Below are 15142 nucleotides of genomic sequence, written 5' to 3'. Positions count from 1 at the left end.
GTCAGATCACGACGCTCAAGCTGAAGAAGGCCCGGCCCTCGCCCGCCGCGGGCGTCAGGCTGGCTTCCAGCGGCGCGCCGGCCCGGCGCGCGATATCGATCAGGCCCAGGCCGGCCCCCGACGCGGCGCCGGGCGTGCGCGGCTTGTGCAGCTGCGTCTTGTATTCCGCCTTCAAGGCGGCCTTGTCCAGCGTGGCCAGTTGCTGGATGCGCGCCACCAGGCTTTGCCCGTCCTCGGCCTTGACCAGGTTGCCGGCCGACACCACATAGCGGCTTTCGTCGCGGCGCCCGATCACCACCGTGGCGCAGGCGTCGGCGTCGCCGTTCTGGGCGGCATACTGGCGGATGTTCTGGATCATCTCGATGTAGACCGAGAACACATCCATCGCTTCCGCCGGACGCGCGTGCTCGGCATTCAGGTAGTTCTTCAGCGCATTGCCGATTTCTTCGATCAGGCTGCGCGAGATCGGCCCGTTGAAGCACAACAAGGTGCGGTTCTGGTCGAAACGCTCGCCCAATGCGTAGAGATCCGAGGCATTCATGGGAGTTACCGCCCTGATAACGATTATTCGAAACGGAAAGACAGCAAGGTAATGTCGTCGCGCTGGGGCCGGCTGCCCTGGTACCGGGCCAGGACTTCGGTAAAGGCGGCCGCCTGCTCGGTTAACGGCTGGCGCGCGTGTCTCTTGAGCATTTCGGCGAAACGCGTGTTGCCGAAGCCGAAGCCATGCTCGCCACCGGCCTGGTCCAGGAAGCCGTCGGTCGCCAGGTAGTACGTCCAGCCCGGCTCCAGGCGCAATTCGACGTTCTGGTAAGTCCCGGTCCGCTTGTCGCCCAGCGCGCGCTTGCCTCCCGGCACTTCGCGCAGGGTTTCGCCGTCGCTGGCGTACAGGCTGATCTTGGCGCCGGCATACCGCAAGCTGCCGGCCTGGCGGTCAATATATACCAGCCCCGCGTCGGTATTGGTGGCCAGCGCCCGCGGCAGTTGCGCATCCGCAAGCATGGCGCGGATGGCGCTGTCGGTGCGCGTCAGGATGCCCGCGGGATCGGACGGACCGGCCTCGGTGATCGCCAGGTCGATGGCGGCGCGCGCCAGCATGGTCATCAGCGCGCCCGGCACGCCATGGCCGGCGCAGTCCATGATGCCCAGCAGACAATTGGCGCCATCGGAGCGGAACACGTAGAAATCGCCGCCCACCACATCACGGGGCTTCCACAGCACGAAATGATGGGCGCCGAGCGACTGGGTCAACTGGCGGTCAGGCAGAATGGCGCGCTGGATCAGGCTGGCGTAGTCGATGGAATCGCCGATCTTCTTGTGCGCGGCCGCCATGGCGCGGTTGGCGTCCTCCAGCTCGGAGGTGCGTTCGCGCACCTTGCTCTCGAGTTCGGCGGTGTGCTGGCGCACCTTGTCGGCCATCACGCCGAAAGCGCGGCTCAGGTCGCCGATCTCATCCTGTCCGCCGGGCGGCAGGCGCACGTCGTAGCTGCCGTCGGCGATGGCCCGGGCCGACTGCTGCAGGCGGCGCAAGGGCCGCAGCATCAGGCGTTCGATGGCGTAGCCGAAGCACAGCAACAAGGCCGCGAACAGCAGTACCAGGCCGATCGCCGCCGGCCACAGCCAGTCGGTATCCAGCACCCGGGCCGCGCCCAGGTCGACCACGGTCAGCACATGCCAGTGCAACTCGGGCATGTAGGCCACCGACACCAGCTGGCGCACGCCGTCGATCGAGACCCAGGCCGACTGCACCGACTGCGGGTCGGCCTGGGCCGCGTGCAGCGCCGAGCGCAGCTCATCGCGGCTGCTGCCGGGGTCGAGCAGGTTGAACACCATGCCGCGGCCGTTGGCGCCCCCGGCCCCCGAGTTGTAGGCGATCAGGGCGGGGTCCATATGCGCCTGGATCGCGCCCTCCTCGTCGACGATGATGGGCGTGACGCCCGGCTGGCCGCTGTTGACGAAGTCACGCAGGAAGCCGCCCACGTCCAGCCCGGCGCCGGTCAGGCCGATGACCTGGTCACCATCGCGCACCTGCACGTTGATCCAGACCCGCGTGGTCTTGAGCTTGAGGTCGGGATTGACGTTGATGTTGTAGCGCGCGCTCGCCTTGAGCGAGTTGTAGAACCAGCTATCGTCGGCCGCCGCGCGGCTGAGCGTATAGCGCGGCGCTTCCGACAACGGCTGGTCATCGTTGAAGTAGTAGTGGCCGGTGGCGGCGCTGGCAATGAAATAGGCGCGGCCCAGCAGGTCGCGGCGGTAGCCGTCGGCCTCGCGGAAGAACAGCTCGCGCGCGGCCGGATCGCTTTCATTGCGCAGCCAGCGGCGCGTCACCTCGCTGTCGGCCAGGCGCTGCGACAGCGCCAGCTCGCGCGAGACCGGCGCCAGGATGCGCTGGCGGTTCAATTGCGTGAAGTTGTCGGCGAAGGCGCGGCCGAAGTGGTCGCGCACCCCGTCCAGCACCTGCCAGCCGATCAGCGCGGCCGGCGCCAGCGCGACCACGCACGCCAGCAGCAATGCCATCAATGATTTTTTGCGCAAACCCCATTTCGCCATGCGAAGTCTTCCCTGACAGCTTGATAAGACGTGACGCATCCACGCGGTACGCACGGCGCGCTAAGTGTAGAGAACCATCGGATGAATGGAAACAGGCGTAAACGCGCGAATTTGCCAAAGGCTGGCCTATTTCGGGCGAACCGCGCGTTTATTGCGTTTTATATCGAAAAAATGGCTGACTGCCGCGCCGAAACTGCGGCTTTCACGCTACACACCCAGGTAACGTTCCCAGAGGCCGCGGTCGGCATCCAGGGCTGCGGAGTCGCCGCTCCAGACCACCTTGCCGCGTTCGAGGATGACGTGGCGGTCGGCCAGGCTCAGCAGGCGCTCGACGTACTTGTCGATCACCAGGATGGTCTGCCCGGCCTGCCGCAGGCGCGCCAGGCAGTGCCAGATCTCCTCGCGGATCTTGGGCGCCAGGCCCTCGGTGGCTTCGTCCAGGATCAAGAGGCGCGGGTTGGTCACCAGCGCGCGGCCGATGGCCAGCATCTGCTGCTCGCCGCCCGACAACTGGTTGCCCATGTTGCGGGCGCGTTCCCCCAGGCGCGGGAACAGCTCGAAGACGCGCTCGGGCGTCCAGGGCTCGCCGATGGCGGGATTGCGCGCGGCCACGAAGGCGGTCAGGTGTTCGCGCACCGTCAGGTTGGGAAAGCACTGGCGCCCTTCCGGCACGATGGCCATGCCGCTGCGGGCGATACGGTCCGGGCTCCAGCCGCTGATGTCCTGGCCGGCAAAATGGATCTTGCCGCCGCGCAGCGGCAACTGGCCGAACAGCGTGCGCAGCAGCGTGGTCTTGCCCATGCCGTTGCGGCCCAGGAGCGTCACCACCTGGCCGGCGCCGATTTCCAGGTCCACGCCGAACAGCACCTGGCTGGCGCCGTAGCCGCTCTGGGCCGATTCAATGCTGAGCATCAGGCACTCTCCTGGCGCGCGGGCGCCGTTTCATCGTCACCCAGGTAGGCCTGGCGCACATCCGGATTGGCGCGGATCTCATCGGGCGTGCCGGTGGCGATCACACGGCCATACACCAGCACCGAAATGCGGTCGGCCAGCCGGAACACCGCCTGCATGTCGTGCTCGACCAGCAACATGGCGGCGCGGCCGCGCAGCGACTCGATCAGTTCGGTCAGGCGCAGGGTTTCGTCGGGCCCCATGCCGGCCATGGGCTCATCCAGCAGCAGCACGCGCGGCCGCGCGGCCAGCGCCAGCGCGAACTCCACCTTGCGCTGTTCGCCGTGCGGCAGCGTGCCGGCGGCACGGTCCAGCAGGCTGGCGTCGATGGCGCACTCGCGCGCCAGTTCGCGCGCCTGCTCGTACAGCGCCGCTTCGGCGGCGCGCGGCTTCCAGAAGCGGAAGCTGCTGCCGGCGTGGGCCTGCGCCGCCAGCACCAGATTGTCCAGCACACTGGATTGCTTGAAGATGTTGGTGATCTGGTACGAGCGCGACAGCCCCGCCGCCACGCGCTGGTGGGCGTTCATGGCGGTGACGTCGCGGCCGTCCACGGCCAGCGAGCCCGAATCGGCCGCCAACGTGCCGGACAGCAGGTGGATCAGGGTCGATTTGCCGGCGCCGTTGGGGCCGATCAGGGCATGGATCTCCCCCGGATTCAAGGAGATCGAGACATTGTCGGTGGCCACCAGCGCGCCGAAACGGCGCACCAGGTTGCTGGCCCGCAGCGCGGGCGCCTGCGATGAGGTGTGCGTCTGGTTCATGATCCCGCCTTGCCGGTTTGCGCGGCACGGCCGCCGAACAGCGGGCCGAACAGGCCCACCAGGCCGCGCGGCGCGCCGAACACCACGCACAGCAGCAGCACGCCCAGGGGCAGGTGCCAGTATTCGGTCCACTGGCGCAGCACTTCCTCCAGCACCAGCATCACCACCGCGCCGGCCACGCCGCCGTAGCGCAGGCCGATGCCGCCCACCAGCACCATGATCAGCAGATTGGCCGACTGGGTCCAGTGCATCAGGCTGGGCGAGATGAACAGGTTGTGGTTGGCCAGCAGCGCGCCGGCCAGTCCGGCCGCGGCGCCACTCAGCGTGAAGGCGGTCAACTTGATGCGGTAGACCGGATACCCCATCGATTCCATGCGCGACTCGTTTTCCCGGATGCCCTGCAGCGCGGTGCCGAAGCGCGATTGCGTCACCCGCCCGAACAGCCACATCATGACAACGAAAATCACCAACACCAGGTAGTAGAACGACCGGTCGTCGGCCAAATCGATACCCGGCAACGACGAGTAGCCCGGCAGGTTCAGCCCGTCCTCGCCGCCGTACTGGCGCAGCGAGATGAAGATGTAGAACAGCATCTGCGCGAAGGCCAGGGTGATCATGATGAAGTACACGCCGCGGGTGCGCAGCGACACCGCGCCCGTGAGGCAGGCCAACAGCGCCGCCAGCAGCATCGCAACCGGCCACGACACCAGGGCCGAGGTCACGCCCGCCATCGCCAGGATGCCGACCGCGTAGGCGCCGGCGCCAAAGAATGCCGCGTGGCCCAGCGCCACCATGCCGCCATAGCCCAGGATCAGGTTCAGGCTGGTGGCGGCCAGTGCGTAGATCAGCACGCGCCGCACGAAGGAAATATAGAAGTCCAGGCCAAGCGCCGGCGCCACCAGCGGGAACGCCGCCAGCGCGGCCAGCAGGGCCAGGGTCCAGAGCATCGAAGAAGTCCGCATCATCAGCCTCGCGCCGGAAACAGGCCGGAAGGCCGGAACACCAGGACCGCCGCCATCAGCACGTAGATGGCGATGGCCGCCAGCGTCGGGCCGACGCTGGAGGCGACCGCCGGCGAAAACACCTGGCGCAGCAACATCGGCAGGAAGGCGCGCCCGGCGGTGTCGACCATGCCCACCAGCAGCGCGCCGACGAAAGCGCCGCGGATCGAGCCGATGCCGCCGATGACGATGCACACCAGCACCAGGATCAGGATTTCCTCGCCCATGCCGACCTGCACCGAGGTGATCGGCCCCAGCAGCGCGCCGGCCACGGCCGCCAGCATGGCGCCCAGCACGAACACGCCCAGGAACAACAGCGGCACGCGCACCCCCATCAGGGTGGCCATCTGGCGGTTCGAGGCGCCGGCCCGCACCAGCACGCCGGCGCGGGTGCGCGTCACGAACCAGTACAGCCCCACGGCCGAGGCCACGCCGAAGACGATGATCATCAGGCGATAGGCGGGATACAGCAGATCGGGCAACAGGCGCACCGGCCCGGACAGCAGCGCCGGCATGTTCAGCATGACCGGGGCCGGGCCCCAGATCATCTTGACCAAATCATTGGCGATGAGGATGACCGCGTAGGTGCCCAGCACCTGGGCCAGGTGGTCGCGCAGCGCCAGACGGCGGATCAGCGTCAGTTCCAGCACCACCCCGACCAGCCCGGTGGCGACGGCGGCGACCAGCACGGCGGCCGTGAACGATCCCGTGCGCTGCATGGTTTCGGCGGCGACATAAGCGCCTGCCATATAGAGCGAGCCGTGCGCCAGATTCATGATGTCCATGATGCCGAACACCAGGGTCAGCCCGGCCGCAATCAGAAACAACATCAACCCAAACTGCAGACCGTTCAGCAATTGCTCGATGATGAGCGTGAACGTCATGAAAATCCCCTCTGCTGCAGCCCCACCCCCGAAGCGCTGCGCGCTTGCCCCCTCAAGGGGGCGCCGCGACGGACCGGCCAAGCCGGATCCGTGCGACCCCGCGGGCGGGGCCACATTGCATGTAGCCGTTCTTGGTTCTTACAGCTTGCAGTCGCCGACGTAGACGTCCTGGTACTTGTCGAACACCTTGCCCACCAGCTTGTTGGTGATGCGGCCGCTGGCATCCTTGTCGACCACGCGCAGGTAGTAGGCCTGGATCGGATAGTGGTTCTTGCCGTAGGTGAAGCTGCCGCGCACCGAGGGGTAGTCGGCCTTGGCCAGCGCCTTGATGATGGCCTCGCGGTCGGAGGCCTTGCCGCCGGCCTGCTTGACGGCGGCGTCCATGGCCATGATGACGTCGTAGGCCTGGGCGGCGTACACCGACGGGTAGCGGCCGTTGTATTCCTTGCGGAAGGCTTCGACGAAGGCCTTGTTCTGCGGCACGTCCAGGTCATGCGCCCACTGCGCCGTGTTGTACATGCCCAGCATCGGCTCGCCCACGGCCTGGATCACGTCCTCGTCGGCCGAGAAGCCCGGACCGATCAGCTTGACGCTTTGCGACAGGCCGGCGGACACGAACTGCTTGACGAAGTTGATGCCCATGCCGCCCGGCAGGAAGATATAGACCGCGTCCGGCTTGGCGGCGCGGATCTGGGCGATTTCGGCGGCATAGTCGATCTGGCCCAGCTTGGTGTAGACCTCGTCGCCCGGCGCGATCTTGTAGCCGCGCTTGAAGCCGGTCAGCGCGTCCTTGCCGGCGGGGTAGTCCGGCGCCATGATGAACATCTTCTTGAAGCCGCGGTCGGCCGCCACCTTGCCGGCGGCTTCGTGGAAAGCGTCATTCTGGTACGAGGTGCCGAACCAATAGTGGTTGCACTGGGCGCCGGCGAACTGGCTGGGGCCGGGGTTGTTCGACAGGTACGGCACCTTGGCCGCGAACAAGGCGGGGCCGACGGCCAGGGCCACGTTCGAGCCGATCGGGCCGGTGAAGAAATCGACCTTGTCGCGCTGGATGTAACGCGTGACCAGTTGGCGGGCCTGGTCGGGGTTGCCGCCCATGTCGGTCTGCAGGAATTCGGCGGGCTGGCCGCCGAGCTTGCTGCCCAGCTGCTTGATCGCCAGGTTGAAGCCGTCGCGGGCCTCGGCGCCCAGGGCCGAGAACGGACCGGAAATGTCATTCGCGATGCCGACCTTGACCGGATCGGCGTGTGCCAGTGCCGGCACCAGGGCGGCGGCGGCAATAAGGGAAGTGATGAAACGCATGGTGGTGTGCTCCGTGCGCGAGCCGCGCAGAGGGTGTTGTTCTGGGATTGCGATTCGAAGGACTTCTATGGCCGGCCCGCCGGCCCGGTCAGGCGGCCGTCAGACCGGTGCCCGTGGCAGCCGATCCCGTGATGCGGCATGGGGGGAACTGGCGTGGTTCATAGTTTAGGTTTAAAGTATTCGGCAAAACAAGTCTAGGGTTTTTACCAATGATCCACGGCGCGGGCACCCGCGCGGACATTACCCGACATCGGCCCGATACTCAAGAATACAAACCCATCCACGCATTCCCGGTAATCTTCCCCCACCATGACAGACGCTCCCGACCTGGAATCCCGCGCCGCCCCCGATGATCATCACGCGCTGCGCCTGTGGCTGCGCATGCTGACCTGCGCCAATCTCATCGAAGGCGAGATCCGCAGCCGGTTGCGCAACGAATTCGACACCACCCTGCCGCGCTTCGATCTGATGGCGCAATTGCAGCGCGCGCCCAAGGGCATGAAGATGGGCGAATTGTCGCGCCACATGATGGTGACCAACGGCAATATCACCGGCATCACCGACCAGCTCGAAAAGGAAGGCCTGGTGGTGCGCACCAAGGTCGAGTCCGACCGCCGCAGCTCACTCATCAAGCTGACGCCGCAAGGCCGCAAGAGCTTCGCCAAAATGGCGCGGGCCCACGAATCGTGGGTCAAGTCGATGTTCGGCGAACTGCCGGAGGGCAGCCGCAACGCGCTGTTCCAGGCGCTGGGCGAACTGAAACTACAGGTGGTGGCGACCCGCTCGGCCGGCCCCAAGGACTGACGCGGTCCGATCCGGCCGCCAGAAAAGCGCCAGCGGTTTGGCGCATAATTGCCGGCATGATTCCGGTATCTCTTCCTGGCGGTAATTACTACGTCTTGATGGCCATCTCGCTGGCCTGCCTGTCGACGCTGCTGACCTGGCTGGCCATCCTGGCCACCAGCCAGGGCGCCCGCCGGTGGCTGGGCGGCCATCGCCGTGGCGGCACGGTCCTGATGGCGCTGCTGGCCCTGGTCGGCGGCCTCTTTCCCTACCAGCAGCTGAGCCTGTGGCTGGCGGCCCAGCGCGATGCCCGCCTCGGCAGCGACTTCAACCTGGTGCTGGCCCAGCCCGCGCGGCTGGCCGGGGTCGACATGCCGGCGGGTACGGCGCTGCGCCTGGCCAGCCCCGGCGATCCGGCCTCGTTCGACCGCGCCACCTTTCCCGACGACCACCCGGCGAGCGTGCAGGGCGTGAGCGCCACCCGGCTGTTCCATTACGCCGCCACCGCCCGCCAGCCCGAGACCCTGTCCGTCGAGATCGCCCGCGACCAGGCTCAGGACGGCTGGCTCTGCGCCCACGGTCATCGGATTGAATTCGTCGTGCTGAGCGGTCAGCCGCGGTTCTCCAGTTGCCACCTGGCCATCGGCAATACCCTGGACCAGCAGCCGGTGCCGGCCGGCGCCTGGCTCAAGGTGGACGAGGCGGTGCGCGCCAGCGCGCCCGATCCCGCCAACCCGGCGCCGCGCTGGCTGCTGCGCGCCGAGGGGAGCGACCCCCTGTCGGTGGCCGGCATGCCGCTGCTGAAGGTGGACATGACCCTGGACGCGCAGCGCCGCCTGCTGGGGTTCGAGGGCCTGCTGGGGCGCGAGAGCACGCTGGGCAGCATCACCTACCCCACCGGCACCCGCATGCTCACGGCCAGCCCGCGCGTACCCGGCATGCAGCCCGGCGACCTGCTGTTCTCGCCCTCGCGCGGCCGCGCCGCGCGCCAGGCCGACGGCAAGGAGATCGCGGCCGGCATGTCGGTGCTGCAGGCGCCCGACGGCACCGTGCGCGCCATCCTCTCGAACCGCGATGCCGGGGTGCTGGACGTGGCCGCCATGCGCACCGCGCCCTGACGGCCGGCGCTCCGGGGCCCGCCGCCGCCTGTCGCAAAGCAGTGGGATAATACGAAGCTTTCCCCCACGCGCCGCCTTTCGCTGGCGGCGATTTCCGTCCAGCTCATTCATGAGACGAAGTCATGGCCGTTAACCTGCAGATCCCCTCCGAGTCCGAAATTTTCCCTGTTGCCGGCGTTGAAATCGGCGTTACCGAGGCCGGCATCCGCAAAGCCAACCGACGCGACCTGACGGTTTTCCGCCTGGCCGAAGGCAGCAGCGTGGCCGGCGTGTTCACCCGCAACCGTTTCTGCGCGGCGCCCGTGCAGGTGTGCCAGGCCCACCTGGCCGACGGCGGCCCGATCCGCGCGCTGGTCATCAACACCGGCAATGCCAACGCCGGCACCGGCGCCGAAGGCCTGAAGAAGGCCCAGGACACCTGCGCCGAACTGGGCCGCCTGCTGGGCGTGCCCGCCGCCCAGGTGTTGCCGTTCTCGACCGGCGTGATCCTCGAACCGCTGCCGCTGGACCGCCTGTTCGCCGGCCTGCCGGGCGCCATCGCCAACCTGGGCGCCGACCACTGGTCGAGCGCGGCGCACGGCATCATGACCACCGACACGCTGCCCAAGATCGCATCGCGCCGCGTCCAGATCGACGGCAAGACCGTCACCTTCACCGGCATCAGCAAGGGCGCCGGCATGATCCGCCCCAACATGGCGACCATGCTGAGCTTCCTGGCCACCGACGCCGGCATCGCCCAGCCGCTGCTGCGCAAGCTGGCGGTGGAAATCGCCGACGCGTCGTTCAACCGCATCACGGTCGACGGCGACACCTCCACCAATGACTCGTTCATCATCGTCGCCACGGGCAAGTCGGGCGTCGAAGTCAATGCCGAGTCCGACGCCGCCTACGCCGCCGTGCGCGAGGCGCTGACCGCCGCCGCGCTGGAACTGGCGCAGAAGATCGTGCGCGACGCCGAAGGCGCCACCAAGTTCATGACCATCCGCGTCGAAGAGGCCGGCACCACCGAAGAAGCCCTCAAGGTGGCCTACGCCGTGGCCCACTCGCCGCTGGTCAAGACCGCCTTCTTCGCCTCGGACCCCAACCTGGGCCGCATCCTGGCCGCCGTGGGCTACGCCGGCATCGACGACCTGGACGTGTCGAAGATCCGCCTGTGGCTCGACGACGTGCTGGTGGCCAAGGACGGCGGCCGCAACCCCGACTACCAGGAAGCCGACGGCCAGCGCGTGATGAAGCAGGCCGAGATCAGCGTGCGCATCGCGCTGGGCCGCGGCCAGGTCAATGACACCGTCTACACCTGCGACTTCTCGCACGAGTACGTGTCGATCAACGCCGACTACCGTTCCTGATCAAGACCCGCCATCCGCCCGGCTGATCCCCGGGCGCGGACCCCCGGCATTGCCTGCCGGATCCGACGGCGCCCGCGAAAGCGACGCGGGACCGATGCCGGGCCCGTCCGTTCGCTCTTCCTGGACCACACCGTGACCGCGACCGAATTCACCACCCTCATCCAGCGCGCCGAGCGCGTGCTGGCACAGCTCGAAGCCTGGCTGCCCCCCGCCCCGCCTGACATCGACTGGAACGCACACGCCTTCCGCTGGCGCAAACGCGGTTCGCGCGGCTGGCTCGACGCCGTGCGCCACGTGGCCCGCATCGAACTCGAAGACCTGCAGCACATCGAGCGCCAGAAAGGCATCATCGACCGCAACACGCGGCAATTCATCGACAAGAAGCCCGCCAATAACGTCCTCATGACCGGCGCCCGCGGCACCGGCAAGAGCTCGCTGGTCAAGGCCATGCTCGCGGCCTACGGCGACCGCGGCCTGCGGCTGATCGAGGTCGACAAGTCCGACCTGGCCGACCTGGCCGACATCGTCGAACTGGTGGCCTCGCGCCCCGAGCGCTTCATCGTGTTCTGCGACGACCTGTCGTTCGAGGAAGGCGAGGCCGGCTACAAGGCGCTCAAGTCCGTGCTGGACGGCTCGGTCGCCGCCGCGGGCGACAACGTGCTGATCTATGCCACCTCCAACCGGCGCCACCTGATGCCGGAATACATGAGCGAGAACCTGCAGGCCAAGCACCAGCCCGACGGCGAGATCCACCCCGGCGAAACCGTCGAAGAGAAGATCTCGCTGTCCGAGCGCTTCGGGCTGTGGCTGTCGTTCTATCCCTTCAAGCAGGACGACTACCTCGACATCGTCTACCACTGGCTGCGCGAGCTGGGCTGCCCGGAAGCGCAGATCGAACCGTCCCGCACCGAGGCGCTGCAATGGACCATCGAGCGCGGCTCGCGCTCGGGCCGTGTCGCCTATCAATTCGCCCGCGACTGGGCTGCCCGCCATGTCTGACAAAATCATCGATGTCGCCGCCGGCCTGATCCTGCGCCCGGACGGCATGCTGCTGCTGGGCCAACGCCCCGAAGGCAAGCCCTGGTCGGGCTGGTGGGAACTGCCCGGCGGCAAGCTCGAACCCGGCGAAACCGTGCTGCAGGCGCTGGCGCGCGAGCTGCAGGAAGAGATCGGCATCCGCGTGACGCAGTCGCGGCCGTGGGTGACCTACGTGCACGCCTATCCGCACACCACGGTGCGGCTGGCGTTCTGCCACGTCACTGCCTGGGAAGGCGAGCCGCGCAGCCTGGAAAACCAGCGCCTGGAGTGGGTCGATCCGGCCAATGCGGCGGCGGTCGGCGACCTGCTGCCGGCCACCCTGCCGCCGCTGCGCTGGCTGCAGCTGCCGACGGCCTATGGCATCAGTTCCATCGGCTCGCGCGCCGGCCTGTCCTCCTTCCTGGGCCGGTTGGACGCGGCGCTGGCGCGCGGCGTCAAGCTGGTGCAGTTGCGCGAACCGCAATGGCCCGACGGCCCGGCCTCGGCCTCGCTGCGCGAGGCCTTGCTGCAGATCGTCAAGCGCTGCCACGCCGCGGGCGCGCGGGTGCTGGTCAACAGCGCCCATCCGGCCGCCTGGTGGCGCGAGGCCGACGGCGTGCACCTGCGCAGCGCCGACGCCGCGCGGCTGACGGCCCGGCCCGACCTGCCGGCGGGCGCGCTGGTGGGCGTCTCGGCGCACGACAACGCCCAGGTGGTGCATGCGCGCGAACTGGGCGCGGATTTCGCCGTGCTCGGCCCGGTGCTGGACACGCCCAGCCACCCGGGCGCGCCGACGCTGGGCTGGGACGGCTTCGTCGCCGGCAACCGCGATGCCGGCATCCCGGTCTTCGCGCTCGGCGGGCAATCCACCCAGACCGTCTCGCAGGCCCTACGCCACGGCGCGCACGGCATCGCCGGCATCCGCGGCCTGATCTGACGCGGGCCTGGATCGCCACCCGCCCACGACCGGCGCGCCGCGCCGGTTTTTTTACGCCCTAGGGAAACTCCCCCCTTGCCGCAAAAGGTGGCGGCGTCCTATCTTGGCGACTGATGTGACCAAGTGGTCACGTTTGAGGGCCGGCGCCACCGTCCTGCCGTCCCGCTTGATTGCTTTTGCTGCACCGTTTCTTTGTCGTCGTTCCCACAACAAGGAAGTCCAGCATGCCCCTGCCTCCCCCTCCCGATGGCCGCTGCGGTCCATTCCCGGCCGACGCCCAGCGTCGCGACTTCATCCTGCGCGGCGCCGCGGGCCTGGCCGGCGCGGCCGGGCTGGCGGCCGGCGGCTGGCCCCTGCGGGCGCTGGCACAGGCGGCCTCGCCACTGACCTTCGCCTTCTGGCCCTGGGGCAGCGAAATCGTGCAACAGGGCGCCGCCCGCTTCACGCAGGAAAGCGGCGTGCCGGTGAACCTGTCGCCCATCCCCGGCGACTACGCCGCGGTGCTGGAAACGCAACTGGCCGCCAAGGCGCCGCTGGACATGTTCTACGCCCAGCGCGGCCAGGCCTCGCGCTGGTACGCGGCCGGCTGGATCCGACCGATCGACGACATGCCCGGCCTGGGCGAGATCCAGAAGCAGATGTTTCCCGGTATCGTCGAGGACGCCAAGGCCACCGACGGCCGCTACCTCGGCCTGACCTATTACAACGGCGGCCCCTACGCGCTGTTCCGCAACGAGAAGATCCTGGGCGCAGCCGGCTACGGCGGCACCGCCAACGCCGCCGACTATCCGCAGGACTGGGCCACGGTCGAAAAGCAGGCGCGCGACATCAAGAAAAAGGGGCTGGCCGAGCATCCGATGCTGATGCCCTGGTACAACGCCTGGACCGGCCTGCCGTGGGCCCTGATTGCGCAATGCTTTGCCGAGGGCGAGCGTTTCGTCGACGGCGAATTGCGCGCCACCTTCGGCCCCGACACCCCACTGACCAAGGTGCTGTCCGACTGGAAGCGCTGGTGGGACGACGAACTGGTGCAGCGCGCCGTGCTGACGTGGTCAGGCACCGAGACCTCCAGTTCCTGGATGAAGGGCCAGCACGCCTTCCACCTGAACATCGATTACTACAGCTTCAACTACAACGATCCGGCCAAGAGCCAGATCGCCGACTATTCCAGCTACAACCCCGTGGTGCCGGGCGCCACCCACGACACCGTGCTGGTGGGGCACGCGCTGCTGTGCATGTCGACGCGCAAGCGCAGCGACGCCGAGCAGGCCGCGCTGTGGGAGCTGGTCAAGTACTTCGGCTACCGCGACCGCGCCGGTCAGTTGACCACGCACAAGAACTGGATCGCCAAGGCCAACCTGGAAGTGCCCTTCCCCGAGCTGTACCGCGACCCCGACAGCCGCGCCGCCATCATGAAATGGATGTATCCGGCGCATCGGGAGCAGGTCTACCAATGGCTGTTCGAGGGCCGCGAAAAGGCCGTGGCCGCCAACATCCTGAAAGCGCCGTGGTACCAGGAGTGGGACACCGGCATGCACGAGATGATCGCGCAGGACATGCTGATCAAGGGCACTCGCACGCCGGCCCAGGTGGCCACTGAACTGCGCGCGCGCTGGGACGGCCTGTACAAGAAGTACGCCAAGATCCTCAAGCGGAGCTGATGACATGGCCAGCGTCTGCCTGCAAGGCATAGAGAAGTCGTACACCCACTTCCAGGCGGTGCGCTCGCTCGACCTGGACATCCGCGACGGCGAATTCGTGGTTTTGCTGGGGCCGTCGGGCTGCGGCAAGACCACCACGCTGAACATGATCGCCGGCCTGGACACGCCCACCGGCGGCCAGATCCGCATTGACGACCGGCGCGTGGACCAGGTGCCGCCGCACCGGCGCAACGTCGCCATGGTGTTCCAGAGCATCGCGCTGTATCCGCACATGACGGTGCGCGAGAACATCGGTTTTCCGCTGCGCATGCAGAAGCTGCCGGCCGCCGAAGTGCGCGCCAAAGTGGACCGGGCGGCCGCGCTGCTGCGGGTCGAATCGATGCTGGACCGCAAGCCCTACCAGTTGTCGGGCGGACAGCGCCAGCGCGTGGCGATCGGCCGCGCGGTGGTGCGCGACCCCGACCTGTTCCTGTTCGACGAGCCGCTGTCCAGCCTGGACGCCAAGCTGCGCACCGACATGCGGGTCGAACTCAAGCGCCTGCACCGCAGCCTGAACGCGACCTTCATCTACGTCACGCATGACCAGGTCGAGGCCATGACGCTGGCGGACCGCATCGCCGTCATGTCGGGCGGCAACCTGCTGCAGTTCGCCGACCCTGACACCATTTACCGCCGCCCCGCCACCATGGAAGTGGCGGACTTCATCGGCAACCCCGGCATGAACTTCCTGCGCGGCACGCTGGAGGCGCACGACGGCGCGCCGGCGCTGCGCAATGCGGGCGGCACCTATCCGCTGCCCGCCGCGCTGGCGGCCGCCGCGCGCCGGCT

At 68.0% G+C, this 15142-nt stretch carries 14 protein-coding genes; 7 read left to right on the top strand and 7 right to left on the bottom strand.

Annotation, left to right across the window (positions count from 1 at the left end):
• Nucleotide 1 precedes the first annotated feature (1 nt).
• The 7 genes from siaB to HV701_RS23480 form a co-directional block, all read right to left on the bottom strand.
• Nucleotides 2-541, bottom strand: a complete 540-nt coding sequence (siaB, locus tag HV701_RS23510; RefSeq protein WP_175135416.1) for a biofilm regulation protein kinase SiaB — start codon at nt 539-541, stop codon at nt 2-4.
• Nucleotides 542-564: 23 nt separating this feature from the next.
• Nucleotides 565-2550, bottom strand: a complete 1986-nt coding sequence (gene siaA / locus HV701_RS23505; protein ID WP_217467986.1) for a biofilm regulation protein phosphatase SiaA — start codon at nt 2548-2550, stop codon at nt 565-567.
• Nucleotides 2551-2757: 207 nt separating this feature from the next.
• Nucleotides 2758-3462, bottom strand: a complete 705-nt coding sequence (locus tag HV701_RS23500; protein WP_175135414.1) for an ABC transporter ATP-binding protein — start codon at nt 3460-3462, stop codon at nt 2758-2760.
• The gene (locus HV701_RS23495; protein WP_175135413.1) at nt 3462-4262 is read right to left on the bottom strand and encodes an ABC transporter ATP-binding protein; all 801 of its coding nucleotides are present in this window, start codon (nt 4260-4262) and stop codon (nt 3462-3464) included. Before HV701_RS23495 ends, HV701_RS23500 begins: the two co-directional genes overlap by 1 nt.
• Nucleotides 4259-5227 carry a branched-chain amino acid ABC transporter permease gene (locus tag HV701_RS23490; protein WP_420809590.1) on the bottom strand — a complete coding sequence of 323 codons (969 nt, stop codon included), beginning with the start codon at nt 5225-5227 and terminating at the stop codon, nt 4259-4261. Before HV701_RS23490 ends, HV701_RS23495 begins: the two co-directional genes overlap by 4 nt.
• Nucleotides 5227-6147 (bottom strand): branched-chain amino acid ABC transporter permease, encoded by a 921-nt coding sequence (locus HV701_RS23485; protein ID WP_175135412.1) that lies wholly within the window; start codon nt 6145-6147, stop codon nt 5227-5229. Before HV701_RS23485 ends, HV701_RS23490 begins: the two co-directional genes overlap by 1 nt.
• A gap of 138 nt (nt 6148-6285) precedes the next feature.
• Nucleotides 6286-7449: an ABC transporter substrate-binding protein gene (locus HV701_RS23480; RefSeq protein WP_175135411.1), complete on the bottom strand. Its 1164-nt coding sequence runs from the start codon at nt 7447-7449 to the stop codon at nt 6286-6288.
• Nucleotides 7450-7758: 309 nt separating this feature from the next.
• On the opposite strand from HV701_RS23480, the gene HV701_RS23475 reads away from it, so the two are divergent.
• The 7 genes from HV701_RS23475 to HV701_RS23445 all read left to right on the top strand — a co-directional run.
• Entirely contained in the window at nt 7759-8253 is a 495-nt protein-coding gene (locus tag HV701_RS23475) for a MarR family winged helix-turn-helix transcriptional regulator (protein WP_175135410.1), read from the top strand.
• Between the two features lie 56 nt (nt 8254-8309).
• Nucleotides 8310-9350, top strand: a complete 1041-nt coding sequence (locus tag HV701_RS23470) for a hypothetical protein (protein WP_175135409.1) — start codon at nt 8310-8312, stop codon at nt 9348-9350.
• 122 nt (nt 9351-9472) lie between these two features.
• Nucleotides 9473-10699 (top strand): bifunctional glutamate N-acetyltransferase/amino-acid acetyltransferase ArgJ, encoded by a 1227-nt coding sequence (argJ, locus tag HV701_RS23465; protein WP_175135408.1) that lies wholly within the window; start codon nt 9473-9475, stop codon nt 10697-10699.
• Between the two features lie 132 nt (nt 10700-10831).
• Entirely contained in the window at nt 10832-11698 is an 867-nt protein-coding gene (locus tag HV701_RS23460) for an ATP-binding protein (protein WP_175135407.1), read from the top strand.
• Nucleotides 11691-12653, top strand: coding sequence for a Nudix family hydrolase (locus HV701_RS23455; RefSeq protein WP_175135406.1), 963 nt, complete (start codon nt 11691-11693; stop codon nt 12651-12653). The genes HV701_RS23460 and HV701_RS23455 overlap by 8 nt, the downstream gene beginning before the upstream one ends.
• A gap of 224 nt (nt 12654-12877) precedes the next feature.
• The gene (locus tag HV701_RS23450; RefSeq protein ID WP_175135405.1) at nt 12878-14314 is read left to right on the top strand and encodes an ABC transporter substrate-binding protein; all 1437 of its coding nucleotides are present in this window, start codon (nt 12878-12880) and stop codon (nt 14312-14314) included.
• Between the two features lie 4 nt (nt 14315-14318).
• Nucleotides 14319-15142, top strand: an 824-nt coding sequence (locus HV701_RS23445) for an ABC transporter ATP-binding protein (protein ID WP_175135404.1), incomplete at its 3' end; no start/stop codon positions are given.

The organism is Achromobacter pulmonis (assembly GCF_902859765.1).
Lineage (GTDB): Bacteria > Pseudomonadota > Gammaproteobacteria > Burkholderiales > Burkholderiaceae_B > Achromobacter > Achromobacter pulmonis.
The sequence above is the reverse complement of the archived record's forward strand: the minus strand, read 5'-3'. Positions and strand labels throughout refer to the sequence as shown.

Bases quoted from the DNA above. Each gene is read 5' to 3' on its own strand.
- HV701_RS23480 (WP_175135411.1), bottom strand. From the start codon at position 7,449: ATGCGTTTCATCACTTCCCTTATTGCCGCCGCCGCCCTGGTGCCGGCA.
- HV701_RS23455 (WP_175135406.1), top strand. From the start codon at position 11,691: ATGTCTGACAAAATCATCGATGTCGCCGCCGGCCTGATCCTGCGCCCG.
- HV701_RS23475 (WP_175135410.1), top strand. From the start codon at position 7,759: ATGACAGACGCTCCCGACCTGGAATCCCGCGCCGCCCCCGATGATCAT.
- siaA (WP_217467986.1), bottom strand. From the start codon at position 2,550: ATGGCGAAATGGGGTTTGCGCAAAAAATCATTGATGGCATTGCTGCTG.
- HV701_RS23495 (WP_175135413.1), bottom strand. From the start codon at position 4,262: ATGAACCAGACGCACACCTCATCGCAGGCGCCCGCGCTGCGGGCCAGC.
- HV701_RS23500 (WP_175135414.1), bottom strand. From the start codon at position 3,462: ATGCTCAGCATTGAATCGGCCCAGAGCGGCTACGGCGCCAGCCAGGTG.
- argJ (WP_175135408.1), top strand. From the start codon at position 9,473: ATGGCCGTTAACCTGCAGATCCCCTCCGAGTCCGAAATTTTCCCTGTT.
- HV701_RS23450 (WP_175135405.1), top strand. From the start codon at position 12,878: ATGCCCCTGCCTCCCCCTCCCGATGGCCGCTGCGGTCCATTCCCGGCC.
- HV701_RS23485 (WP_175135412.1), bottom strand. From the start codon at position 6,147: ATGACGTTCACGCTCATCATCGAGCAATTGCTGAACGGTCTGCAGTTT.
- HV701_RS23470 (WP_175135409.1), top strand. From the start codon at position 8,310: ATGATTCCGGTATCTCTTCCTGGCGGTAATTACTACGTCTTGATGGCC.
- siaB (WP_175135416.1), bottom strand. From the start codon at position 541: ATGAATGCCTCGGATCTCTACGCATTGGGCGAGCGTTTCGACCAGAAC.
- HV701_RS23490 (WP_420809590.1), bottom strand. From the start codon at position 5,227: ATGATGCGGACTTCTTCGATGCTCTGGACCCTGGCCCTGCTGGCCGCG.